Genomic DNA, 23,994 nt, shown 5'->3' with positions numbered 1-23,994 from the left:
TTTTCCCACATATTTTATCGGAACACCAAAAAATCACGTAGGACGTTATATGTCACAACTTGTACTATAATTTACATTATGTAAAATAGTAAATCAGAAAACCCACTATCCCTCACCATGCGCTACGCTAAAATCATCAACGGAATCTTGGCTTTGTGCAGCACTTCCCGCACCGCATTCGTTTGGAACGCAAACGTTCGGCTTGGTCCCTTGGGCATGCACAGCAGTTGCGTCTGCGTCCGGTTCACATAACTGATCAGCGCATCCAAGGCCGTCACACTTTGGGTAAACACATACGGAATGGTCCGTTGCCACGGGTATGCCGGCTGTTCCGTTTGCCCGGTCTGCGGGTTAATGTCGAACAAACGCACGGCGCTCTGGCTGTCCTTCTTCAAGTCCATGATGATATGTTTCCCCTTTTCGTTCAGGTTTTGGCCAAAGACCCCCAAATGCAGCTCATCAAACGAGCCCAATCGTTGGCCTTCGCCAAAAACAAAGATGTTGGTGGCATTCGTCTGGTCGATCACAAATTCGGTGATGCTTTCCCCCAAAATGCCCATTCTGTTCCGCCGCTTGCCCATCACCAGCACATCGGGCTTCACCAGGGCCAGATAATCCCGGATACGGTGCCTCACATTGCCGTATTCCAGTCTGTGGCCCATGGGTATGTGTTCCCTGTGCTTCTGGTACTGTGCAATCAGTGTTTCGATCTCCGCTAGCGCATCCGCTGTGGACTGCCCAGCGGATTTCACATGGAACACCTCCAAAGTGCCGCCCAGCCGCTTGGTGAGTTGCACCGCATTGTACAGCACCAACTCTGGGTTGTCCATCAGGTCCAATAAAACGGAAACACGGTAATCCGGGGTGTTTTGTGGCGTCTCCATAGCGTTCATGTTAGGGATTTCACTCCATAAGTTAGCATCAAATCCATTAACAATCAGCTATTTAACGTTTTGTTGACAGAAAAATGCGGACTTGTCAAAATCTGGGCACCCAAATTGGGAAAGGCGCAGTTTTTCCTTAGAAAAGATGCTTGAATTTCTTCACCCAACGGATGGGAATCCGGTACGGGGCGTAGCGTAACGGCACATCCAGCCATGTGCCCCGCCTCACCACGGATTTGCTGTGGGAAAACAGGTCAAAGGAATGCTTGCCGTGATACCCGCCTATGCCGGAACTGCCGACACCGCCAAACGGCAGGTCCTTGTTGCTGATGTGCACCACCGTGTCGTTGATGGTCCCGCCGCCGAAGGGATATTGCGCCATGAGTTGCTTTTGGAACTTTTTGTTGCTGGAGAACACATAAAATGCCAACGGTTTGTCATATCGGGACAGGTTTCGGTGCAGTTCCTCTTCGGTTTCATAGGAAATGATGGGCAGAATGGGCCCAAAGATCTCCCCTTGCATCACAGGGCTCCCCCAATCGGGTTCGTCCACCAAAGTGGGCTCCACATAGCGTTCCCCATCATCACAGGCACCCCCAAAAAGAAGCTGCTGTCCTTCAAGCATTGCTTTAAGTCCCTGATAGTGTTTTGCTGTGGTAATGCGTGCAAAATCAGTGGATTGCTTGATGTTCTGCCCGTAAAATGCAGTGATTTGAGCCTTCAAGGCCACCACCAAGGCATCTTTTTGGGTCTTGTGGACCAGGATATAATCGGGAGCGATGCAGGTCTGCCCCGCATTGATGAACTTGCCCCACGCTATCCGTTTTGCGGCGAGGGACACGTTGGCCGAACCATCCACGATACAGGGGTTTTTTCCACCAAGTTCCAAGGTGACCGGGGTCAGGTGTTCCGCTGCGGCTTTATAGACAATCTTGCCCACCTGTGTGCTGCCCGTGAAAAAGATATACTCCCATTTTTCGGCCAAGAGCTGGGTGGACACCTCCACTCCCCCTTCCACCACGGCCACATATTCCGAAGGAAACACCTTTTGGATGATGGATGCGATAATCGCGGATGTATGGGGACTGAGTTCGGACGGTTTCAACACGGCGGTGTTGCCAGCGGCCAAGGCCCCGACCAAGGGGGCAATGGTGAGCATGAAGGGATAGTTCCATGGGGCCATGATCAATGTCTTTCCGTAGGGTTCGGGCTGGATCCATTCGCTGGAGGGAAAATTGGTCCAAGAAGGCGCCACTGGAGTTGGTCGGCCCCACTCCTCCACGTTTTGGATGGCATGTTTCAGTTCGGCAAGCACCAACTGCGTTTCCGTGGCCAGGCTCTCGAACCGCGGTTTTTTGAAATCGGCATAAATGGCATCACAAATAGCATCTTCCTGTGCCAAGATTTCCTGCCGCAACCGTTTCAGGGCTTCTTTTCGAAACTGGATATCCTTCGTCTGCTGGGTGGCAAAAAAGGCGTTCTGGGACTGGACCAACTGCTGGATCATAAGCGGTTCTTAGATTCCCTTAAATATAAACGAAACCGCCACAAAAGAAAAGCACCGATATAAAATCGGTGCTTTTGTGTTATTTAGATTTGTGATGGGTCTCGATTGAAATCTGTCAGTTCGAGTGATTTTTCGAAAGAAAAATTGTATCGAGAACCAGGATTTCAAGTCCAAAACCGGTTCTCGATATAAAATTCCCCTAGAATTTCACTCGAACTGACGGTTTTGTCACAACGAACTATTCCAAGGTTATGACCTCGCTGGCCCCGTTGGGATAGATCAGCGTGGCCTTGTCATCACACTCGCCATTGCCAAAGTCCACGGTCACGGCCAATCCGTTCTTGGCAACCACCATGCTGCCGCTGCTCACATATTCACAGGGCGAGGTCATCTGAAGGTCTTCCAAGGTTTCCACTGCATAAACATCCGCATCGATTTGTACCGTCCAGTCACCGGAAAGCGTGAAAGTGACGCTGCTCAGGTCTTCGCTGAATGCAATGCCAAAGGTTTTTTCCCCGGTCTCACTGATGGTGCTGCCGTCTTCCAGTTCCACGGACATATCGCTCGTCACGGTGAACGAAACCGAATTTTGGTCGGTAGCAGTGTTCACCACAAAGGTCCGTGTACCGTTGATCTTGATGGTGCCCACATAGAAATCCGTGTAGGTCGCCGTGAAGGAGGCACTCCCCTCTCCCACTGCATAAGCCACGGAAACGGTACCGTTCACATTCTCGGTGCCATTGAGCACACAATTGTTAAAAGTGGCCACAAACCCGGTTTCGGAGTATTCGGCGGTATAACAATCGTTCTCCCTTGCCGTGAAGGATTTGGCGGTATCGCCCATGTACAGCTCCGCAAGGGCACTATCGGCGGCCCCCGCAATGTCGTCTGTCATTAAAATGGTCTGTAGTTCTGCGGAGGTCATTGTTTCACCATCGCCGGACATACCGTCCTCACTACAGGATTGAAAAGCAATAAGGGCCATACCCATATAGGCAATGGCTTGGATTTTTTGTGCAATTCTGTTCATGGATAACTTTAGTTAAGTGTTTACGGTTGTCCAAACGGCAAAGAGCCCTATTTTAGTGCAGGTGACGCATAGAAATCGATGAAAGGTTAATTTTACCATAATGTTCTGATTGTCAAAATAAAAATGAGGTAATTTCGTTCTGGAAAAAATTGATTCCCATGCAATACCTGAACAAACAGATCGAAGCGATGGTCAAGCGGAAAAAATCCGGCTCCTTGGTGAAAAAGCAGATTTCCTGTGGTATTTTCCAAGATTTGGAGAACGTTGACAAGGATCTGAAGAAGGTGGAAAACAAGGACTAAGACTCCTTTTTTTCTGTGGCCTGAGCCCCATAGACCATTCTGTTCCCTCCCATTATCTTCCGCTCACAGGAGGAATAAGTGCAATTTCATCATAAGAGTTTATGATTTCATGGTCTTCTGCATAATTGTGGTTCACCGCCACGGCCATGGAGGATATCCTATTGAGTTCCGGGTAAGTTCCCGATAAAAAAATCTTCAATTCCCCAACGGTCTTGGGAATTTTTTTTCCCGTTATGCTGGATGTGGGGACAGATAGCGTGGGACTTCCCACAATGTCCTTTACGATTCCGAACAAAAGTATTGTCATAATATCAACCTATTTTCTGTTAGTGGTCTTTGGTTAGATAGGTTGGTATGGCATGTTCATTTGATGGGTTGAAATTACCAAAAATTATAGTGGGCCTTCCCATTTTAACAGGAACGGTATATTTTTAACTTTTCTTTAATTCAAATCAGCGATGCCAACATACTTTTCGATAAAATTGAGCGTTGTGCATGAAGAACCTTAACTTCTTATGAAAATGAAACACACACTTCAATATTTCTTGCTATTTTCCCTTACGCTTGTTCTTTTCTCTTGTGGCAATGCCGATGATGATGTAAGTTTTGACTTCAATGACAACGAACTGGGCATTGGCAAGGAACCGGACGATTGTTTGGGCTTTGACGATAATGAACTCCTTTTGTCCATCCAAGATGAATTCACTACCCTACCGGGCAAGGTTTCCATCCTGTTCAAGGTTTCCGACCTTCAGGGAAATCCAATTTCCGGATTGACAGCAGACCAGTTCACCATCTATGAACAAGGCCGGAACGATGATTGCTTCAATCTGATTTCCGCCTCGGAATCCCAGGCACGGATTTCCCCAAACTCCCAAGTGTTCAACAACAATACCCTTTTGGTACTGGATTTGAGCAACAGCGTTCTCGAAAGCAGTCTGGATGAATTGAAGGCCGCGTCCATCAGTTTCATCAACAATGTGATGCCTTCACCTGCGACAGAATCCTTCCAAATGGCCATTTATTGGTTTGATGGTGAGGATGAACTGCACCTGTTGAATCCCCTATCCTTTTCTGCAGAGGAACTAACGGCTTCCATCGAAGGGATTACAGCGGACATCAGCAACGACCCCTCCACGGACCTCTACGGTGCCGTCATCAAATCCACCCAAAAGGCAAAGGAATTGCTCAATCAAAATTCGGATGTGATCGGAGCCTCTTCGGTGGTCCTCTTTACAGATGGAACGGACCAAGCGTCCCGATACCGTGAATCCGATGCCCTAAAAGCCGTTAGGGAAGCTGATAGGAACATTTCCTATTTCACCATTGGTCTTGGTGCGGAAATCGACACGGAAGTACTGACCGAAATCGGGAAGACCGCCAGTGTATTCGCCGCCAACAAGGAAGAACTGGAAATCACCTTCAACCAGATATCCCAACGCGTGGCCGAGCAGGCCAACAGTTTCTACCTGTTCGAATACTGCACGCCCAAAAGGGACGGCAGTGGGGAAAGTAACCTTGTCATCCAACTTACGGATGGTAGTCAGCAAGGAGCCGTACAGACCAAGTTCAATGCCAAGGGCTTTACCGGAGGATGCGAATAGTCCATTTTTCATGCGTTTGTTTCTTTGGATAAATCCTTATCTTGGGCATCCATTAAACTGAACAAACTATGACATTTTTGAACAATGCTATGCGTATTTTCATATGCATCCTTTTTATGGGCGTAACACTTGGCCTTCATTCCCAGAAATCATATCCTTTGGAAGGCAGATGGGACTTGGAAATGGACTTTATGGGAAAAGCCGCTCCATCATGGCTGGAAATAAGACATTCGGGCAACGCAACCTTGATCGGTCGTTTTGTATTTGCGTTTGGAAGCGCAAGGCCCATATCGGAGGTCAAAACCTATGGGGACAACAAGTTTACCTTTAGCATTCCCAACCAATGGGAGCCCAAGGGAAGTGATATGATCTTTCATGGTGAATTGGCAGACGGAAAATTGAAAGGGACTATGGTCTACACCGACGGTTCCGTTCTCAACTGGACCGGTGTGAAGGCGCCTAAATTGGCCTACACGGAAAATCCGAAGTGGGACAAGCCCATCAATGTCTTCAATGGAAAGGACCTCAGCGGATGGCATGTGGATGGCGAAAAGAACCAATGGGTCGTAAAGGATGGTATCTTGACCAGCCCTGAATCCGGTTCCAACCTTATCACGGACGAAAAATTTGAGGATTTCAAACTGCATGTGGAATTCCGTTATCCCAAAGGGAGCAATAGCGGTATCTACCTTCGCGGCCGATATGAGCTTCAAATAGAGGACGACAAGGGGTTGGACCCTATGGACATCTATATTGGTGGCGTGTACGGTTTCTTGGAGCCCAATGAGAATGCGGCCAAAGACGCCGGAGAATGGCAGACTTACGACATTACCCTTATTGGTAGAAGGGTCACTGTGACCCTGAACGGCAAGACCGTGATCACTGACGCTACCATTCCTGGAATAACGGGAGGAGCATTGGACAGTAAGGAAGGGGAACCCGGACCGTTCATGATCCAAGGAGACCATGGGCCCATTGAGTACAGAAGCTTTGTGGTGACTCCCAGAAAAAAATAAAACGAAACTGTTATCAAGCAAAAGCCCGATACTAAAGTATCGGGCTTTGTTTTTTTATTGGACTTCCGCAGGTTTGATCTTGATGTTTCTCCATTTCACCCGGATGCCGCCACCATCGTGTATCTGAAGGGCAATGGCACCTTGTCCTTGTCCTATTTTCTCATCGGTGAGGTGTACCATTTCCACCCCGTTCAGCCAAGTGATCACATCAGGACCGTTCACACGGATCTTAAGTGTGTTCCATTCCCCTTCCTTCAATACTTTTTCCTTTTCCGGTTCAGGTTTGATAAGCCAACCTCGACCGTAGGATTCATAAATGCCGCCCGTGTGTAGCCCTGGTGGGGCTACTTCCACTTGCCAGCCACTTACCTTGGTCCCTTCAAAAGTGGAACGGATAAAAACCCCGCTATTGCCATCGGCTTCTTGTTTAAATTCCAAGGAAACTTCAAAATCTTTATAGAAATCTTTGGTGGATAAGTAACCATATTCGGCCTTTGGGCCACTTTCACAGATCAGTTCGCCATTTTCAACAAACCATTTTTCATCGCCATGAATGACCCAACCGTCCAAATTTTCACCATTGAACAGGTCTTTTGTTGGAGTCTGCGCCCATCCAGATTGAAAGGCCATAACAGATACAATTGCAGATAAGATCACTTTTTTCATAAGAATAGATTGATTAAGGAAGTGTAAGTTATGTAAATCCTTAGAAAACAATTAAAAATTTAGGGTTTTTAGCCCAACGGTTGTTCCATATGCACCAACAACGATTCAATTCCCCTTAACGACCTCTCACGGTCCAACTTTAAAATGTCATGGATGTTGTAAAAGAAATCATTCAGAACAGTGCCATAGGGCCACTTCCCAACAGCGGCAAAGCCATAGTGGCCGCCTTTTTCGTTGCCATTGTCTGCACTTTGTTGGTCATGTTGACCTTATTGATCTTATTTGGGTCAACCATCACCTTCCATTATGGGTACTAGCGAAAGATCAACCCATTCCCGAAATTCTGTTCTTCAATGGGCTTGGACAAATCCAATAAGGAACCATTGATTACTGCATGGGTGAGTTTCCCATCCTTTTCCAAAAAGAAGGTCGGGTTTGCTCCGGGCCAAAGTCCAAATGGACGCAACTCAAAATCCTCGTCCACCAAGATCAAAGGCACATCTGTGAAGGCCTTTTTTTCGGGCAGGATAGTTTTGACATAGGCCACGCCCTCTTTCAACAGTGCCAATGGCTTGGCAATATGGCCCACTTTGGCCATTTTTGGGGGCACAATTTTGTATCCTGTGGCATCAAAGGTCTCATATCCGTAAAATGTGGAAAGATCTCCTTGGTCACCCACAGAACCCCTATAATAAAAATCATCATGCCCGTTCAGGTCCACCTCGTTCCTGAAAACACCTAGGTCAATGATATAGTCCTTACCCAAAAGTTCGTAAGTGGCATTTTCTATCTTCAGGTCGAACAATTGTCGGTCGTTATGGGGGATTTTCTCGTAATCCGCAACAGGGATATCCTTGTAGGTCCCCTTGGCAATGGTGTACAATGCGGATAGAATGGACACATAGTTCAGTTTACGTATTTCCTGCTTCTCGGGGTCATTGGTGAAGCCGCCGGATTCGATTAGGATGAGACTGGTGCCCCATTTGGCAATATTGTCCCCAAAGGCCCGTGGTTCAAAATCGTCGCTGTACCTCCCCACCTGCCCGGGCGCATAGTTCTGGATGATCTTGTTCATATACACGATCACCTTCATCGCATTGGCCCGCACCTCGTTGATGTCCTTTTCATAGTTATAGGCCGTTGCCAAATAAGAAATGGTGGCCGGTTTTTCGGTAAGTTCCGCGTTATAATATTTGCTCTGATCGTGAAGGTTGAATCCAAAGCTGGCATCGAGACTGTCCCTGATGCGTTTGAGGACCTGCCCTTCGGGCGATTGCAGTCGAAGCGCATCCCTGTTGATATCGACACCTAAGGCATTTCTTCGTTGGAAGGTCTCCGCCCCATCAGGATTTACCATAGGCAAAAAATGGAGCTTCAACTTAGAAAGGATGACCTCCTTTTCTTCTTTGAACTCTGGTGCGTCCAAAAAATGAAGGATGTCAAAAATGGCCTGTGTCGCCGTAGGTTCGTCCCCATGCATCTGCGACCATAGGAAAATATTCTCACTGCCCGTTCCCACACTGATCAAATGCAGGTCACGCCCCTGAATGGACTCCCCCACTTTCTGTACCTCAAACTTGGGATTGGCCTTCTCCTTTTGGATGAGGGGTTGGATATCGCTGTGTTTGATACGCCTTTTCCCAAGGGAAGGTTCCTTGTACTCCGCATAGGTTTCGTACAGTTTGGAAGTGAGTTCATCTTGTGCACAAACTGATAAGGATATGAGGGCAAGTGCCAGTGGTAATATGTTTCTGATCATAGTTCGTTATCAAATTAAAGATTACAGCCCTGCAATTTATGTACAGTACAGGTTATTGAGTTACTAAGTTGCTGATTGTTGATATGTTGCATATGGTTAAATAACCCAATAACTTAATAACCAGTATACTTAGATTGCATTTCCTAACTTTTTGGAACAGGTTTAAAATTATATTTTTTAGTGGCTTTCCGTACTTTTTCCATGAAATCCATCCCTGGGTCGGTCTTTGTGGTGCGGTATGCATCGTCCACTTCCAGCCAGAGCGGATGTCCTTCAAACTGGGTATATTCCTGATGTCCGATGACATATTCGATATTGTATTTGGAAGCCAGGTATTCCACAAGGAAAATATTGGCCTTCACTTGTTTCTTGGTCAATGGAAGTTTTTCTCCCCCGCCCACATTTTCAACACCTATGGCGCAGTGGTTCAGACCAATGGTGTGCCGTGCCATGGTAGTTTCGGGCATCAATCGGTAAATGGTCCCGTCCCGGTCCACCAAAAAATGGGAAGAGACATTGAGACCGCTCACATTTTCCAGATCGGGCCGCCAAGTGGGCAATGTGGACCTGTTGAACGCCCGGAAGGATTTCTCCAGTGTGGGAATCGAGGTCCAGTGCAACACCACCATTTTGGGAACTATCTGGGTAGAATCATTTTCCAGTCCATAGCGTTGGGCCATATATTCCTCTGTAAGTTCAATGCGTTGGTCATCAAAAATGATGGGGATGTCCACGATGTTTTTTTGGGTGCCGCAGGCCCCGAATAGCAATGTTGATAAAACAATCAATCCAGTTTTTTTCATTCAAAAGTGTTTAAAGTAATAGTGGTTGTATCCAAGGGAACGGCATAGCAGATCATCAGTTTTTTTCTGCCCCATTCCCTAGCTTTTTGTATATCCTTTCCCATGTAAATATCTATTCGGTTCCGCCATCGCCAATGCATTTTGTCCTTGACATAGAACGTATCCGGAAAAGTATCGATTTTCACCATGGTGTTGTGCGTCAACCCCAGTTTGATGAGGTCCCTTGACACGGCAATACTCTTCATTCCCGGTCTTAGGGTATCGCCCCAAGCGGCCACGGAAGGATTGATGCTGTCCGTTTGCCAGAATACGGAGTTGTATGCCGAAGCCGTGACCTGGTGCCCATACCATTGGTGCGAGGCCGGCTGCGGGGTTTCCGGCGCTTTGGCACAGGAAACGATGATCATACAACTGAGGAGTATTTTTTTCAATAGGTTCGGTCTTGTACCTAAAGGTACATATTATTGTGCTTTAGGACGGAAGCGGCACATAGGTGTCATCATTTTCCATCATGGGAAATGTTTTGTCCGCCCATGCCCTTTTGGCCTGCTCGATCTTCTCTTGGCTGGATGACACAAAGTTCCAATAAATGAATCGCTCTTCCGGGAAGGCCTCTCCGCCAAACAACAACAAATGGGTATTCGGTTCCAAGATGATGTTGCAGGTATCCTCTACTTTGGAGACCAAAATGTTCCCTTTTTCCACCGTTTCGCCACAAGCCTTGATGCTTCCCTCCACAATGCAGATGCCTATTTCCCCTTTCAGGTTGCCGTTGACGTTCAAGGTATATTCGGCGGTATTTTTTATCTCGACCATAAAAAGATCAGAATGCACGGGAACGGGGGATTTTTTTCCATATCCATCCCCGGCGATCAAGGTGAATGTTGCACTGGCTTCGGTCCATTTGGGAAGGTCTTTCCCCTCAATATGATGGAATTGGGGTTCCATATCCTCCAATTCCTTGGGCAGGGCCACCCAAATCTGGTAGCCATGGGCGGTGAATGTCTTACCGTTTCTCAGGTCAGGTGGTGTCCGCTCGGTATGGGTCACCCCTTTTCCTGCCGTCATCCAATTGACGGACCCTGGGCTTATGCGCTGATGGGTGCCCAGACCATCTTCATGCATGATCTCGCCCTCCAGCATAAAGGTCAGGGTGGACAGCCCCATGTGCGGATGCTGGTCCACATCCATGTATTTTGAGGGACCCAGTTGCGTTGGACCCATATGATCTATAAAGATGAAAGGGCCTATCATCCGTTTTTTTCGAAATGGGATGAGGCGCCCTACCAAAAAGTCACCGATATCCCTACTGCGTTCTTCGATGATCAACCCGATGTTGGACATATGTATAATGTTTATATTTAGGAGCAGAAAGTTACAAATACATCCAAAACCATGAAACTACTGAAGCGTGTTTTACTGCTCCTTGTCCTGATCATAGGAGTGGTCGTTTATCTGAACTACCCCAAACTGAACATTATTTCTGGTTATGCGGCCAAAAATGTGGCTTCGGGGGTCTATGTGGCCCACCGTTCCGCGGCAAGCATGAACCAATTTGACAACAAGGCCCCTTTGATAGAGCTGGCCTCCACCGAACTGGACGAGAGCAAGGAAGCGGCCTCTGCCACGGTCTATGGCCTGATGAAACGCACCGCGGTCTACCGTGATGGCCTTGGAACCGTGTTGGTGAATGACGATTATGACCCAACAAAACTCACCATTCGACCCAACCGAAGCAAAACTATGGACACTATCCCCTACCCTTATGGACAGGCGGACCCCTTGGACACCATTTTGCCAGAAGTGGACATGGATCTCATCAACAAAGCGGTGGCCATGGCCTTTGCCGACCCGGAAACGCAGAAAACCCGAACCTTTCTTGTATTGTACAAAGGCCATTTGATTGCGGAGCGGTACATCGATGGGTTTGATAAGGATACCCCTATTTTGGGTTGGTCCATGACGAAGAGTGTATTGGCCACTTGTTTCGGGATTCTGGAACACCAAGGGAAACTGGAAATGGATTGGCCTGCCCCCATTGCCGAATGGAAGAATGATGAACGAAAGAACATCACCTTGGACCACCTGCTCCGCATGCAGAGCGGACTGGAATGGGACGAGGACTACAGCACCATTTCCGATGTGACCCGAATGCTGTTCCTGGACAGCGACATGACAAAAGCCCAAAAGGATAAAAAAGCCATAGCTGAACCCACGGAAATCTGGAACTATTCTTCGGGCACTTCCAACTTGCTTTCGGGAATCCTCCGGCAACAGTTCAGGAGCCATCAGGAATATCTGGATTTTCCCTACGCGGCCCTAATCGATAGGATCGGGATGCAGTCCATGGTCCTCGAGGCCGACATCGCCGGGAATTATGTGGGCTCCTCCTACGCCTGGGCGAGTACGCGCGATTGGGCCCGTTTTGGACAATTATACCTCAATAAAGGGAACTGGAACGGTGAACAGGTCTTCGCCCCGGAATGGGTGGACTACATCACTACGCCCACCATCCATTCAAATGGCACTTATGGGGCCCACTTTTGGTTGAACGCCGAAGGGAAATACCCCGATGTGCCCAAAGACCTCTTTAGTTGCAATGGGTATGAAGGGCAGCATGTGTTCATGATCCCGTCCAAGGATTTGGTGGTGGTGCGGACCGGATTGGCCGAAGAACCCTATTTTGATGTGAACGGCATCCTGTCAAACATCGTGAAAGCCGTACCGTAAATCGAGCTGATAATATAAAAATGGAGCCTAACCACAACTACGGGACAGTTCACAACAATAATTTCATTTGCGGGAACATGGGTGGTACATTTACCATGTAATTAATTCTGAAAGTAATTTTTTCATTTTCATATAGTGTTCTCGTAAAAGAGTCTTGACCCACGTGGCAAGGCTCTTTTTGGTTTTGGACCAATGGACCATTGGCCAATGAACAATTAACAGTCATCAATGTACAAATGTTTATTGCTCACTGGAAACTGTTCATTGAATATTGTTTGTCATTCTGAGCAGAGCGAAGCATCTCCTCCCTGTGGATTCAAAATCAGAAAAAAACGGGATGGATTTCACAAAAACACGGAATGACCACAATTCCGAGGAACTTCACAACAATAATTTCATTTGTGGGTATATCGGTGGTACATTTACGATGTAATTAATTCTGAAAGTAATTTTTTCATTTTCATATAGTGTTCTCGTAAAAGAGTCTTGACCCACGCGGCAAGGCTCTTTTTGGTTTTGTACACTTCCAATAGGCAGTACACAATTATCAATTAACAATGCTCAACTGATAACTGCTCATTGGTCATTGATAATTGAACTACGGAATCCACTTGTCCTTGCCGAAATCGGGCTTGCGCTTTTCCAAAAAGGCATTGCGGCCTTCCTTGGCCTCGTCGGTCATGTAGGCCAAACGGGTCGCTTCCCCTGCAAATACCTGTTGCCCCACCATCCCATCGTCGGTTAGGTTCATGGCGAACTTCAGCATTTTGATGGACGTCGGTGACTTCTCCAGGATCTCCTGTGCCCATTGGTAGGCGGTGTCCTCCAATTCGTCATGTGGGATCACGGCGTTCACCATGCCCATTTCATAAGCTTCCTGCGCGGAATAGTTTCGGCCCAAAAAGAAAATCTCACGGGCCTTTTTCTGTCCTACCATCTTGGCGAGATAGGCCGAACCGTACCCCCCATCAAAACTGGTGACATCGGCATCGGTCTGCTTAAAAATGGCGTGTTCCTTACTGGCCAGGGTCATGTCGCAGACCACATGAAGGCTGTGCCCTCCCCCGACGGCCCAACCGGGCACCACGGCAATCACCACTTTGGGCATAAAACGGATAAGGCGCTGCACTTCCAGGATGTTCAGGCGGTGATAGCCATCCTCCCCCACATAGCCTTGGTGTCCACGAGCTTTTTGGTCGCCTCCGCTACAGAAGGCCCATTTGCCGTCCTTGGACGAAGGTCCCTCGCCGGACAGCAACACCACGCCGATGCTGGTGTCCTCCTGCGCATCATAAAAGGCCTTGTACAGCTCGCTGGTGGTCTTGGGCCGGAAGGCATTGCGTATATCGGGGCGGTTAAAGGCGATACGGGCCACGCCGTTGCATTTTTTATAGGTGATGTCCTCAAATTCCATGGCGGTCTGCCAGTTGGGTGATTCCATAGGTGTGTGTTTTGTTGGATTACAAAATAACGGAAAATCTGCCTTATGCGGGTTTTGGAAGGAGCATCAACCGTAACCATATATTTACCAACACTTTAGTGCTGATAAAAGGCATTAACCGTTTACTTGTTCGGTGGATCATAAGACAAGAATCCCTCGAACTTCATCATAGGTCGATACAATTCATTAAAACGAATCTTATCTTAACGTTGCCAGTACTATAAAAGCACCTCATTAAAATTCACTGGATGAAGAATAAAACTGAGCATTTTTTGTAACATTAAATAGAAATTCTACACTAATCATTCAATGATTAAAGACCTACTGTTTCAAATTAAATACACTTTTTCTCAAATAAAATTCAATAGAAAAAAAGAGTTAGATCAACGGCTGAAAGAATCATTCGGAAAACTGAAAGATGACTCTTTTGACTTTGATAGCATTGAAAAATACTTCAGAAAAAAAGACAATTCAAAGGCTGATCAAGTATTATCGGACAAAACTTGTAACGACCTTGATTTTAATGATTTGTTTATGTTTCTTGATAGAACTGATTCAAAAGTTGGTCAACAATACCTATACAATCATCTTCGTACGATACAAGTAAATGAAAAGAAAACCAAGCTCAACGAAGAGATCATAACCGAATTATCGGAAAATCCTGAATTAAGAATTTCGGTTCAGAAAAAGCTTAAAAAATTGAGGCATAATGAAGCACACTATATATCTTCATTGTTTCAAGAAGAGCATCTTCATCCGCCAAAATGGTTCTTTGTAATAAGATTATTGTCGTTTGCCAGTTTGATGTCATTGGTTTTAGGCTTTTTCAATCCTATATTTTTCATCGTTCTGTTAGGAATTTTCTGCGTGAATTTTGTGCTTCATTATTGGAATAAAAATAATTTAATGCAGTATGTAGGTTCAATTCCTCAGCTTTTAAGACTTAATAATGTTGCTTCAAATCTATTTACAAATCCATTATTCAAAAAATTAAATCCCAAATTACCAAAGTCGATCAAATTAATAAATGAAGTTAAAAGTAGAATGTCCTTTTTTTCACTTGAAGCCAAACTTCAGGGGGAATTTGAAATCATAGCTTGGTTTGTATTCGAGATTTTTAAAACAATGTTTCTGCTTGAGTCATTATTATTATTTGGTGTTTTAAAAAAACTAAACACAAAAAGAGGCGATATAGAAAGCGTTTTTGAGTTTGTTGGACATATAGATATGCTAATTTCCATAGCATCTTTACGAAACGGGCTTGAAACATTTTGTTTACCAATTATTAATGATGGAAACAAAATTATTGCCAAAGACATAAGCCATCCCTTAATTTTTAATTGCACAACCAACAGTATTGAAATAACAGAAAAATCAATACTTCTTACTGGCTCAAACATGTCTGGAAAAACTTCTTTTATTCGCGCTATTGGGCTGAATGTAATTACTGGACTTACCATTAATACCTGTTTTGCAGCTTCAATGAATTTTCCTTTGTTAAAAGTGTTTTCGGCAATCCGAATAAGTGATGATTTGATGAACGACAAAAGTTATTACTTTGAAGAAGTATTGACCATCAAGGAAATGCTGAAAGAAAGCGCAAACGGAAATAAAAACCTCTTTCTTTTAGATGAAATATTTAAAGGCACCAATACCGTAGAGCGAATTTCTGCCGGAAAATCCATTTTATCCGCTTTAACAAAGAATAACAATAAAATATTGGTTTCAACCCACGACATTGAATTAACCGATATGCTCTCGGACGAATACGAATCGTATCATTTTAGTGAAACAGTAAATGAGAACAACATAGGTTTTGATTATAAACTGAAAGAAGGAAAGTTAAAAAACAGAAATGCCATCAGAATACTTGAAATTAATGGTTATCCAAAAGAAGTTGTGAAAGAAGCAATCGGAATAGCCAAAGAATTAGACAAAACATATTCAGGAAAAAGCAGCACGGTAAACAACGTATATAAAAATAGACGTTTGAGCAACTAAATGAAAGATAATTAATAAATCAGAAATGACAGTAAAACCGCAAAGTTAGTGCGTAAATTTGCTCCATTTCATATAAAAAACCGATATCGAATCCCCTTCCCTACAATCCCAAACTCCCGTATCTTTGCAGTGTCCATTCTTGAAATGGTCCTAAAACACTATGGTGGAAAACGGCAAAAAAATCATTCTTTTCGATGGGGTCTGCAACCTCTGCAACAACAGCGTTTTGTTTGTGATCAAACGGGACAAAAAAGACCTGTTCCGCTATGCTTCGCTGCAAAGCGAGGTGGGCCAACAACTGGTCCGTGAGCGGGGCATCGACACCAGCCAAGTGGATTCCATCATCCTTATTGAGCCCGGCGTGGCCTATTTCACCAAATCCGATGCAGCCCTCGAAATTGCGCAACACTTGGGCGGCCTTTGGAAACTGTCCGCGGTCTTTACGTGGATCCCGAAATCCGTCCGGGATGTGGTGTACGACTTTGTGGCACGCAACCGCTACAAATGGTATGGCAAGAAAGATGCCTGCATGGTACCCACGCCTGAGTTGAGGGCCAAGTTTTTGGGGTAAATCTTTACTTCAGATTGTTCAAGATAAAATCCAAGGTCTTGTTGGTGTTCAATTTCTGGTCGAACGAATAACTTTTATGGGTGATGGGGTGTGCCAATCCCAACCCTTGCAGGTTGTTGATGGTTTCCTCGTATTCCAAGGCCACCTTGCCCGTTAACAAGGTATCCATGGATTCCCCCTTTTGGTAACGCTTGTAGATCTTTCGCAGTCCGCTCAGGTACAGGCGGTCCTTTGTGAAACCACCTCCCCGGTGCACACGTAGCGTAATGGTAAAGGCATCGTCCCGGTTCAGCTTGTACTGCCCGTGGATCAGGTCGAACGTATCGACAAAAGAGTAGCCTTTGATCAAACTATCGGCCGCCAATACCCGATAAGCAATCTCCTTAAGGCGTTTCAGCGTCAGAGCACCACCCATATACTCACTAAAAACCGCCAATCCTTCCTGGGTCTCCACATTTTTGGGCAAGCCGTTGGAAAAAATCTTCAGGGGTTGTTGCAGGCCATTGTACGTGGTCACCAAATGCACGCCGATCTCGTGGTTGGCAAGGGTGAGCAATTGGTTCTTGCTGAACTTGGTGTTCTTTTTGATCAACAGCGATTGGGTACTATTGCTCACCATGGCCTCTGCGGCGATACTGGTGGAATATCTGATGTTCAGCGGGAAATTGTACTGCTGCACAAAGTCCTCAAAATAGCTACGGGCCTCTTCGGCCGAAAATACCTTTTCCATGTCGGGAACCATTGGCTCATCGGCAAAATGAAGAATGAAACGGGCATTCTGTACGTCTTTTTCAGTAGGGGTACCATAGACCCGAAGCGAATTGTAATAGAAATTCCTACTCTTGCCTATGGTCTCGATACACTGCACCATGTTGGCGTAGTAGTAAATGACATCTTGGTAAAGTTTGCGAAGGCTATCGTCCCGTATCCGTTCCAAACGCTGGGAAAAGAAGAGACGGTGTAGCTTATAAGGGTCGAACTTGAGTTTGGGATACTTGAACTCCGGCTCCACGGTGTATTTTGAAGCAAAAAACCGCTGCTTTTCCTTTTCAATGTTCTGTGGGTTAATGTAGCTCAGCAATTCTATCTTCCCCACCAACCGGTCCAGGTTGGCATCTATTTGGAAGACATAGGGGTATTGCCGCAGTAGTTCCTCCGCTTGTTTTTCACCGATCATAGCTTTTCTTTTTCAAATACGCATAGCTTTTTGGGAACAAACCCTTTGTGCTCCTCCAAACATAGATGCCAAAGGCTTTGCTATTTTTTCAGGTTATCGTCCCAGTTCTTCACCTTTGGATCTCCCAGCTTGCCTACGGATTTGGCCACCATCATGGAAACTGTGGCATCGCCCGTAACGTTCACGATGGTCCTGCACATATCCAAAGGTCGGTCCACTGCAAAGATCAATGCCAGACCAATGGCGAGTTTGTCCGCAGGAAACCCAATGGATTCCAACACAATGACCAACATCACCATCCCTGCACCAGGCACGGCTGCCGATCCTATGGAAGCCAATAATGCGGTAAGCACTATGGTCAATTGGTCGGCAAAAGTAAGATCAAAGCCCAATGCCTGCGAAATGAAGACAGCGGCCACACCTTGGTAGAGACTAGTACCGTCCATGTTGATGGTCGCCCCAACGGGCAACACAAAACTGGATACTTCCTTGTCCACACCGATGTGCTCTTCCACCCTTTCCATGGTCACGGGCAGCGTTGCCGCACTGGAACTTGTGGAAAAGGCCAACAATTGGGCCGGACTCATCTGCTTCAAGAACCAAAATGGGTTCTTCTTGGTGAAAACGGACACCATGATACCGTAAAAAACGATCATCAACGCCAAGCCAAGCACCACGACAAGGGCATACTTCAACAAGGCCAACAAAAGATCGGGATCACTTGAAGAGACCACAACACCGGCCAAAAGGGCAAAAACGGCATATGGCGCGGTGAGCATGATGAGGTCCACCATTTTCAGCACCACTTCGTTCATGGAGTCAAAGAAGTCCTTCAACGGTTTTGCTTTTTCCTCACCGATCAGCAACATGGAAATGCCCAAAAAGATGGTGAAAAAGATGACTTGGAGCATTAAACCATTGTCACTCAAAGCGGCAAAGGCATTATCGGGCACCATGTCCTCTATAAATTGTAAAGGACCACTGTTCTGCTGTCGCGAAGCTTCAGCTATCTTTGAAGTAACGCCCGCATCACCCGCGTAGGTGTCGGTCAATTTTTGTACCGTTTCCTGCGAGATTCCATTGCCCGGCTGCATCAAATTGACCAGTACAAGACCAATGGTTATGGCAAAAACGGTAGTGATGATATAGATGCCGATGGTACGCAGCCCTATATTCCTGAATTTTGAAATGTCCTTGAGGTCGGAAATGCCTTTTACTAGGGATGCCACGATAAGGGGAATGGCAATCAGTTTGAGCAATTTCACGAAGATGGTGCCCAGTGGCTGAACCCAATCGGAAACAAAATCCTTGCCCCAATCCACGTAGGTCATTGCAAAACCGAAGAGAATACCCAAAAGCATCCCGATAAGGATTTGCCAGTGTAATTCTAATTTACGCATAAGTGATTTTTAGGAGAGGAAGATACTATTTTGATCGGAAACTCCCTAAAATGCCCTCAGATTTTGTTGGTACGTGCCAAAAGGGCGTAATCGGCAAGCACCAATGCCGCCATGGCTTCCACAATGGGCACCGCCCTTGGCACCACACAGGGATCGTGCCTGCCCTTGCCTTGAGCCGTTACCTTCTCCCCTTCCTTGTTGATGGTCTCATAGGATTGGAGCACGGTCGCTACTGGCTTGAAGGCCACATTGAAATAGATGTCCATACCATTGCTGATGCCTCCTTGGATTCCCCCGCTCCGATTGGTTTGGGTGGTCCCATCCGTGTTGTAGGCATCGTTGTGTTGACTGCCCTTCATTTTTACCCCTTCAAAACCACTGCCATACTCAAACCCCTTCACGGCATTGATGGACAGCATGGCCTCTCCCAAACGGGCATGGAGCTTGTCAAAAACGGGTTCTCCAAGACCGACCGGTACATTTTGGATCACGCAGGTGATCACCCCGCCAATGGTATCCCCTTCCTTCTTTATGGCCTTGATGTATTCTTCCATCTGCTGGGCCATTTCAGGGTCGGGACAACGGACGGGATTGGATTCGATCTGTGAAAAATCAAGTTCTTGATAAGGTTTGTCCAATTTCATTTCCCCTACCTGTGTCACAAAGGCGTGGATAGAAACATTGCCCAAGAATTGCTTTGCAATGGCCCCTGCCACTACCCTGCTCGCCGTTTCCCTGGCCGAACTCCTACCTCCTCCGCGGTAATCACGGAAGCCGTATTTTTGATCATATACGTAATCGGCATGTGACGGGCGGTATGAGTCCTTGATATGGGAATAGTCCTGGGATTTTTGGTTGGTGTTGTGGATGGCAAAACCGATGGGGGTTCCCGTCGTCTTTCCTTCAAAGATACCGGAGTAGATCTCCACGGTATCGGGTTCCTTGCGTTGGGTGACGATGGCAGACTGCCCAGGTTTCCTTCTATCCAGTTCCGCTTGGATCTGCTGTACATCCAATGGTATCCCGGCAGGACAACCATCGATTACGCCCCCAAGTGCCCTTCCGTGCGATTCACCAAAGGTGGTGAGCCTAAAAAGTTGTCCAAAAGAATTTCCTGCCATTCGGTATAAAATTGTACGAACTCCAAAGGTAGATGATATCGCTGGAAATCAAAAACAACGGGGACACTTAATGTTATTGTAACATTTTGCCATGTCGATTGATGATTTTTTAACAATAATGTTATGTATTGATGATTTGGATTTGATTTTAAGTTTATACCTACTGTTTTAATTTGCAGTCAAACCTTATACGATTGAAAAAAAGGAAGATAGAATTGGCCGTGATTTCCGATGTCCACCTAGGAACATACGGTTGTCACGCCGACGAACTCATTGCGTATCTCAACAGCATCCAGCCCAAAAAACTCATTTTGAACGGGGACATCATTGATATTTGGCAGTTCAGCAAACGGTATTTCCCACCTTCCCACCTTAAAGTGCTCCGAAAGATCATCGGGATGGCCTCAAGGGGCACTGAAGTGTACTATATCACTGGAAATCACGATGAAATGCTCCGTAAGTTCAGTGATACTTCAATGGGCAACTTTAAGATTTCCAACAAATTGGTCCTCAATCTGGATGGAAAAAAAGCATGGATTTTCCACGGGGACGTGTTCGATGTGTCCATCCAAAATGCCAAGTGGCTCGCCAAGCTGGGTGGGTATGGCTACGATTTGCTCATCGTGATCAACAGCTTCGTGAACTGGTGGTTGGTGAAAATGGGAAGGGAAAAATATTCCTTGTCCAAACGCATCAAGAACAGCGTGAAAAGCGCGGTGAAATACATCAACAACTTTGAGAAGACCGCTGCGGACCTCGCCATCGAAAATGGATATGACTATGTCATCTGTGGCCACATCCATCAACCCAAAAAAGAGATCTACGAAAACAAGAACGGTAGTTGCACTTACCTGAACTCTGGGGATTGGGTGGAAAACCTGACCGCGCTGGAGTATTCCTTCAAACGTTGGAAAATTTACCACTACAACCACGATAGGCTCTCCCCTTTCTTTGTGGACGAAGACCTCAAGGAAATGGACATGAACGAACTCATCGCCTCTATTACCGACAAGGACGTGGATGTGGAAGATGTCAGCGAAGACTATCTTGACGATGCGGAGGAAACTCCAAACACGAAGACCTTAGACAACCAAGGCCTCTCTCAGGATTGAAACCGGATGTTGTGCTTCCCTTTTGGTGCCATCCTTGATCTGATGCCTGCAACTGGTACCGTTGGCCGCAATGATGGTATCCTCGGTGCTTTTGGCCACCGCTGGGAACAATTTCAAGTTGCCTACCTGCATGCTGGTCTCGTAATGCTCCTTTTCATATCCGAACGACCCCGCCATACCGCAACAGCCTGATGCAATGATGGATACCTTGTAGTTTTTGGGCAAATTCAATACGTCAAAAGTCACTTTTTGGTTGCTCAATGCCTTCTGATGGCAATGGTTATGGATCTTGACCGTGCGGGCTTCTTCTGTGAAACTATCCGCCGAGATATGTCCTCCTGCAATTTCCAAAGCCAGAAACTCTTCGATCAACAGCGAGTTGACAGCCAATTTTTTCAACAGCTCCTTGTCATCGTGCAAACGCTGATACTCATCCCTAAACGAAAGGATGGCCGAAGGTTCGAGTCCTAATAGGACAACACCATCTTCTAGAAGCGGTTTTAGTTTTTCCATATTCTTGTCCACCAATCTTTTCGCTTCTTTCAAAAATCCCTTGGACAGATAGGCCCTACCACTTTCGGCATAGAACAGTTCCACATCATAACCCAATTTACAGAGCAGTTCTATGGCGTCCTTGCCCACTTCCACATCCAAATATTTTACAAACTCGTCCACATAGAGCACCACCTTCTTTTTAGTCGGTTGCCCCTTGAACTTGTTCAAATGGTTTTCAAAATTAAACCGGTACACTTTGGGCAAGCTTCTTTCCGGGGCCACACCGGCCATTTTCTTTACCAATCCACCCAACACACCTGAATCATACACGGAATTGGTCAACCACGAAATTTTGCTTCCCATGGCATTCAAACGGGTATTATGCGCAAACAATTTGCTCCGAAGCGGGTATCCGTTCGTCTCTTGGTATTGGTAGAGGAATTCCGCTTTCAGTGCCGCGATGTCCACATTGCTGGGGCATTCACTGGCACAGGCCTTACAGCTGAGGCAGAGGTCAAAGACCTGCTTGAGTTCCTGATGGTCAAACTGATTGGCTTTTTCGGAATGGGTCAAAAACTCCCGAAGTGCATTGGCCCTACCCCTTGTGGTATCCTTTTCATTTTTGGTGGCCTGATAGCTGGGACACATCGCGCCGTTCATGTGGTGGCTCTTTCTACAGTCCCCACTTCCGTTGCATTTCTCGGCCGCTTTCAGGATACCCTCACTGTCCGAAAAATCCATCAGGGTCTTGATCTCGGGCTCTTTTCGGTCCACAACGTATCGCAAGGATTCGTCCATCGGGAAGGCATCCACTATTTTTCCAGGATTGAAGATGTAATTGGGGTCAAAAAGGGCCTTCACCCTTTTCAACAAGGCATAATTCTCCTCTCCGATTATCAACGGGATAAACTCGGCCCGGACAATACCGTCACCATGTTCGCCACTGAAACTTCCATTGTATTTTTTAGTGAGTTTGGCCACATCGGTAGTAATGGAACGGAACAGGACCACATCTTCCGCCTTTTTGAGGTTGAGGATGGGACGCAAATGCAGCTCCCCCGCCCCGGCATGGGCATAGTACACCGCATCTTGATGGTATCCCTTCATGATCTGGGAAAACTCCCCGATAAAATCCTTCAGGTCTTCCAAGGCCACCGCAGTGTCCTCGATACAGGCCACGGCCTTTCGGTCCCCGACCATGTTGCCCAAGAGCCCCAATCCTGCTTTGCGCAGTTCTATGGCCTTATTGATATCATCTCCGTAAAGCACGGGGTTGGCATAGCTCAACCCTGACTTTTCTATGGTGACCAACAATCCTTCCAACTGTTTCCGAAGGTCTTCTTCGGAATGGGACCGTACCTCCAGCATCAAAATGGCTGCGGGATCTGCGTCCACAAAAAAACGGTTGGCCAATTGTGCCCTATTGTTCTTGGTGCAGTCCAGGATCACCTTGTCCATCATCTCACAGGTATGGAGATTGTGCTGCATCACCGGGGCCACATCCAAAAGACAATCTTCCAATGTTCTATAATGTGTGGCGACCATGGCCGAAAAGGAAGGAGGCAGCTCATCCAGTTGCAAGGTCACCTCCGTGGTGAAGGCCAAAGTGCCTTCACTCCCTGATAACAGTTTGCACAGGTTGAAGTTTTCCTGCCCATTTCCAAATATATCGTTATTCAGGAGTTCGTCCACGGCATATCCTGTATTCCTTCGGTGTATGCTGGGTTTGGGAAACTCCGTTTCTATGTTCTTTTGGGTCGTTTCGTTGGAAAGTTCCTCGAACAGGGTTGCGTAGATCTTTCCTTCCAAGGTGGGTTCCGATTTCTTCTTTTCGAATTCTGACTTTGAAACAGCACCAAAGAAAGCTTCGCTCCCATCCGACAACACACAGCGCATGGACACGACCTTGTCCCGTGTGACACCATATTGTATGGATGTGGTGCCCGAAGAGTTGTTGCCCACCATCCCACCGATCATACATCGATTGGATGTTGAGGTATTGGGTCCAAAAAACAGCCCATGGGGTTTCAGGTATTGGTTCAGTTCGTCCCGGACCACACCTGGCTGAACGGTCACTTGTTTCTTCTCTTTGTCAAATGCAATGATCTCCGTAAACTGACGACTGACATCCACAACGATACCCTCACCTACACATTGGCCCGCCAAAGATGTTCCGGCCGTTCGTGGTATAAGTCCCCATTTATTTTCATTGGCAAAAGTGATCAGCAACTTGATGTCCGCAACATTTTTAGGATAGGCCACCGCAATGGGCAATTTGCGATAAACAGAGGCGTCGGTCGCATATAGGGCCCTGCTTAAATCATCGGTCAAGAGGTCACCCTGCAACCTATCGGCAAGGTCTTTTAACATTTTTT

General features: G+C 46.5%; 22 protein-coding genes. 8 read left to right on the top strand and 14 right to left on the bottom strand.

Annotation, left to right across the window (positions count from 1 at the left end):
- Positions 1 to 122 precede the first annotated feature (122 nt).
- The 3 genes from DB398_RS17275 to DB398_RS17265 form a co-directional block, all read right to left on the bottom strand.
- Positions 123 to 884, bottom strand: a complete 762-nt coding sequence (locus tag DB398_RS17275; RefSeq protein ID WP_159076484.1) for a universal stress protein — start codon at positions 882 to 884, stop codon at positions 123 to 125.
- Positions 885 to 1,020: 136 nt separating this feature from the next.
- Positions 1,021 to 2,391 carry an aldehyde dehydrogenase gene (locus DB398_RS17270; protein WP_108425711.1) on the bottom strand — a complete coding sequence of 457 codons (1,371 nt, stop codon included), beginning with the start codon at positions 2,389 to 2,391 and terminating at the stop codon, positions 1,021 to 1,023.
- Positions 2,392 to 2,629: 238 nt separating this feature from the next.
- Positions 2,630 to 3,421, bottom strand: coding sequence for a hypothetical protein (locus DB398_RS17265; protein WP_108425710.1), 792 nt, complete (start codon positions 3,419 to 3,421; stop codon positions 2,630 to 2,632).
- A 158-nt stretch (positions 3,422 to 3,579) separates the two neighbouring features.
- Between DB398_RS17265 and DB398_RS18495 the strand changes: the two genes are divergently transcribed.
- On the top strand, positions 3,580 to 3,723 hold the full coding sequence (locus DB398_RS18495) for a hypothetical protein (protein WP_199913433.1): 144 nt from the start codon (positions 3,580 to 3,582) through the stop codon (positions 3,721 to 3,723).
- A 52-nt stretch (positions 3,724 to 3,775) separates the two neighbouring features.
- Here DB398_RS18495 and DB398_RS17260 read toward each other — a convergent pair whose 3' ends face one another.
- The gene (locus tag DB398_RS17260; protein WP_108425709.1) at positions 3,776 to 4,030 is read right to left on the bottom strand and encodes a MoaD/ThiS family protein; all 255 of its coding nucleotides are present in this window, start codon (positions 4,028 to 4,030) and stop codon (positions 3,776 to 3,778) included.
- A gap of 208 nt (positions 4,031 to 4,238) precedes the next feature.
- On the opposite strand from DB398_RS17260, the gene DB398_RS17255 reads away from it, so the two are divergent.
- Positions 4,239 to 5,327 carry a vWA domain-containing protein gene (locus tag DB398_RS17255; RefSeq protein WP_108425708.1) on the top strand — a complete coding sequence of 363 codons (1,089 nt, stop codon included), beginning with the start codon at positions 4,239 to 4,241 and terminating at the stop codon, positions 5,325 to 5,327.
- Between the two features lie 68 nt (positions 5,328 to 5,395).
- Positions 5,396 to 6,343, top strand: a complete 948-nt coding sequence (locus DB398_RS17250) for a 3-keto-disaccharide hydrolase (RefSeq protein WP_234416366.1) — start codon at positions 5,396 to 5,398, stop codon at positions 6,341 to 6,343.
- A 54-nt stretch (positions 6,344 to 6,397) separates the two neighbouring features.
- On the opposite strand, the gene DB398_RS17245 is transcribed toward DB398_RS17250, so the two are convergent.
- Complete coding sequence (locus DB398_RS17245) at positions 6,398 to 7,009, bottom strand: 3-keto-disaccharide hydrolase (protein ID WP_108425706.1); 612 nt, start codon at positions 7,007 to 7,009, stop codon at positions 6,398 to 6,400.
- Positions 7,010 to 7,158: 149 nt separating this feature from the next.
- Here DB398_RS17245 and DB398_RS18390 point away from each other — a divergent pair, with 149 nt between their 5' ends.
- Positions 7,159 to 7,326, top strand: a complete 168-nt coding sequence (locus tag DB398_RS18390; RefSeq protein ID WP_159076483.1) for a hypothetical protein — start codon at positions 7,159 to 7,161, stop codon at positions 7,324 to 7,326.
- Here DB398_RS18390 and DB398_RS17240 read toward each other — a convergent pair.
- The 4 genes from DB398_RS17240 to DB398_RS17225 form a co-directional block, all read right to left on the bottom strand.
- The gene (locus DB398_RS17240) at positions 7,323 to 8,768 is read right to left on the bottom strand and encodes a M14 family zinc carboxypeptidase (RefSeq protein ID WP_108425705.1); all 1,446 of its coding nucleotides are present in this window, start codon (positions 8,766 to 8,768) and stop codon (positions 7,323 to 7,325) included. The genes DB398_RS18390 and DB398_RS17240 overlap by 4 nt on opposite strands.
- Before the next feature lie 143 nt (positions 8,769 to 8,911).
- A complete protein-coding gene (locus DB398_RS17235; RefSeq protein ID WP_108425704.1) occupies positions 8,912 to 9,571 on the bottom strand; it encodes a peptidoglycan recognition protein family protein in 660 nt (219 codons plus the stop codon).
- On the bottom strand, positions 9,568 to 10,002 hold the full coding sequence (locus tag DB398_RS17230) for a 3D domain-containing protein (RefSeq protein WP_234416365.1): 435 nt from the start codon (positions 10,000 to 10,002) through the stop codon (positions 9,568 to 9,570). Before DB398_RS17230 ends, DB398_RS17235 begins: the two co-directional genes overlap by 4 nt.
- Before the next feature lie 40 nt (positions 10,003 to 10,042).
- Positions 10,043 to 10,915, bottom strand: coding sequence for a pirin family protein (locus DB398_RS17225; RefSeq protein ID WP_108425702.1), 873 nt, complete (start codon positions 10,913 to 10,915; stop codon positions 10,043 to 10,045).
- Between the two features lie 51 nt (positions 10,916 to 10,966).
- Between DB398_RS17225 and DB398_RS17220 the strand changes: the two genes are divergently transcribed.
- The gene (locus DB398_RS17220) at positions 10,967 to 12,301 is read left to right on the top strand and encodes a serine hydrolase domain-containing protein (protein ID WP_108425701.1); all 1,335 of its coding nucleotides are present in this window, start codon (positions 10,967 to 10,969) and stop codon (positions 12,299 to 12,301) included.
- A gap of 598 nt (positions 12,302 to 12,899) precedes the next feature.
- Here the strand turns inward: DB398_RS17220 and DB398_RS17215 are convergent.
- Entirely contained in the window at positions 12,900 to 13,742 is an 843-nt protein-coding gene (locus DB398_RS17215) for a 1,4-dihydroxy-2-naphthoyl-CoA synthase (protein WP_108425700.1), read from the bottom strand.
- A 309-nt stretch (positions 13,743 to 14,051) separates the two neighbouring features.
- On the opposite strand from DB398_RS17215, the gene DB398_RS17210 reads away from it, so the two are divergent.
- Positions 14,052 to 15,743: a MutS-related protein gene (locus DB398_RS17210; protein ID WP_108425699.1), complete on the top strand. Its 1,692-nt coding sequence runs from the start codon at positions 14,052 to 14,054 to the stop codon at positions 15,741 to 15,743.
- Positions 15,744 to 15,903: 160 nt separating this feature from the next.
- Positions 15,904 to 16,314: a thiol-disulfide oxidoreductase DCC family protein gene (locus DB398_RS17205; protein ID WP_108425698.1), complete on the top strand. Its 411-nt coding sequence runs from the start codon at positions 15,904 to 15,906 to the stop codon at positions 16,312 to 16,314.
- Between the two features lie 4 nt (positions 16,315 to 16,318).
- On the opposite strand, the gene DB398_RS17200 is transcribed toward DB398_RS17205, so the two are convergent.
- The 3 genes from DB398_RS17200 to aroC all read right to left on the bottom strand — a co-directional run bounded on the left by DB398_RS17200 (position 16,319) and on the right by aroC (position 20,012).
- Positions 16,319 to 17,491 carry a flavohemoglobin expression-modulating QEGLA motif protein gene (locus tag DB398_RS17200; protein WP_108425697.1) on the bottom strand — a complete coding sequence of 391 codons (1,173 nt, stop codon included), beginning with the start codon at positions 17,489 to 17,491 and terminating at the stop codon, positions 16,319 to 16,321.
- An 80-nt stretch (positions 17,492 to 17,571) separates the two neighbouring features.
- Positions 17,572 to 18,891 (bottom strand): dicarboxylate/amino acid:cation symporter, encoded by a 1,320-nt coding sequence (locus tag DB398_RS17195; protein WP_108425696.1) that lies wholly within the window; start codon positions 18,889 to 18,891, stop codon positions 17,572 to 17,574.
- A 56-nt stretch (positions 18,892 to 18,947) separates the two neighbouring features.
- Positions 18,948 to 20,012: a chorismate synthase gene (gene aroC, locus DB398_RS17190; RefSeq protein WP_108425695.1), complete on the bottom strand. Its 1,065-nt coding sequence runs from the start codon at positions 20,010 to 20,012 to the stop codon at positions 18,948 to 18,950.
- 194 nt (positions 20,013 to 20,206) lie between these two features.
- Here aroC and DB398_RS17185 point away from each other — a divergent pair, with 194 nt between their 5' ends.
- Complete coding sequence (locus DB398_RS17185; protein ID WP_108425694.1) at positions 20,207 to 21,124, top strand: UDP-2,3-diacylglucosamine diphosphatase; 918 nt, start codon at positions 20,207 to 20,209, stop codon at positions 21,122 to 21,124.
- Here the strand turns inward: DB398_RS17185 and DB398_RS17180 are convergent.
- On the bottom strand, positions 21,095 to 23,989 hold the full coding sequence (locus tag DB398_RS17180) for an FAD-binding and (Fe-S)-binding domain-containing protein (RefSeq protein WP_234416364.1): 2,895 nt from the start codon (positions 23,987 to 23,989) through the stop codon (positions 21,095 to 21,097). The two genes, DB398_RS17185 and DB398_RS17180, sit on opposite strands and share 30 nt — an antisense overlap.
- Between the last annotated feature and the right edge of the window lie 5 nt (positions 23,990 to 23,994).

Source organism: Flagellimonas amoyensis, assembly GCF_003058265.1.
GTDB classification, from domain to species: Bacteria; Bacteroidota; Bacteroidia; order Flavobacteriales; family Flavobacteriaceae; genus Flagellimonas; species Flagellimonas amoyensis.
Note: the sequence above shows the minus strand (reverse complement) of the source record. Positions and strands in the feature narration are given on the sequence as shown.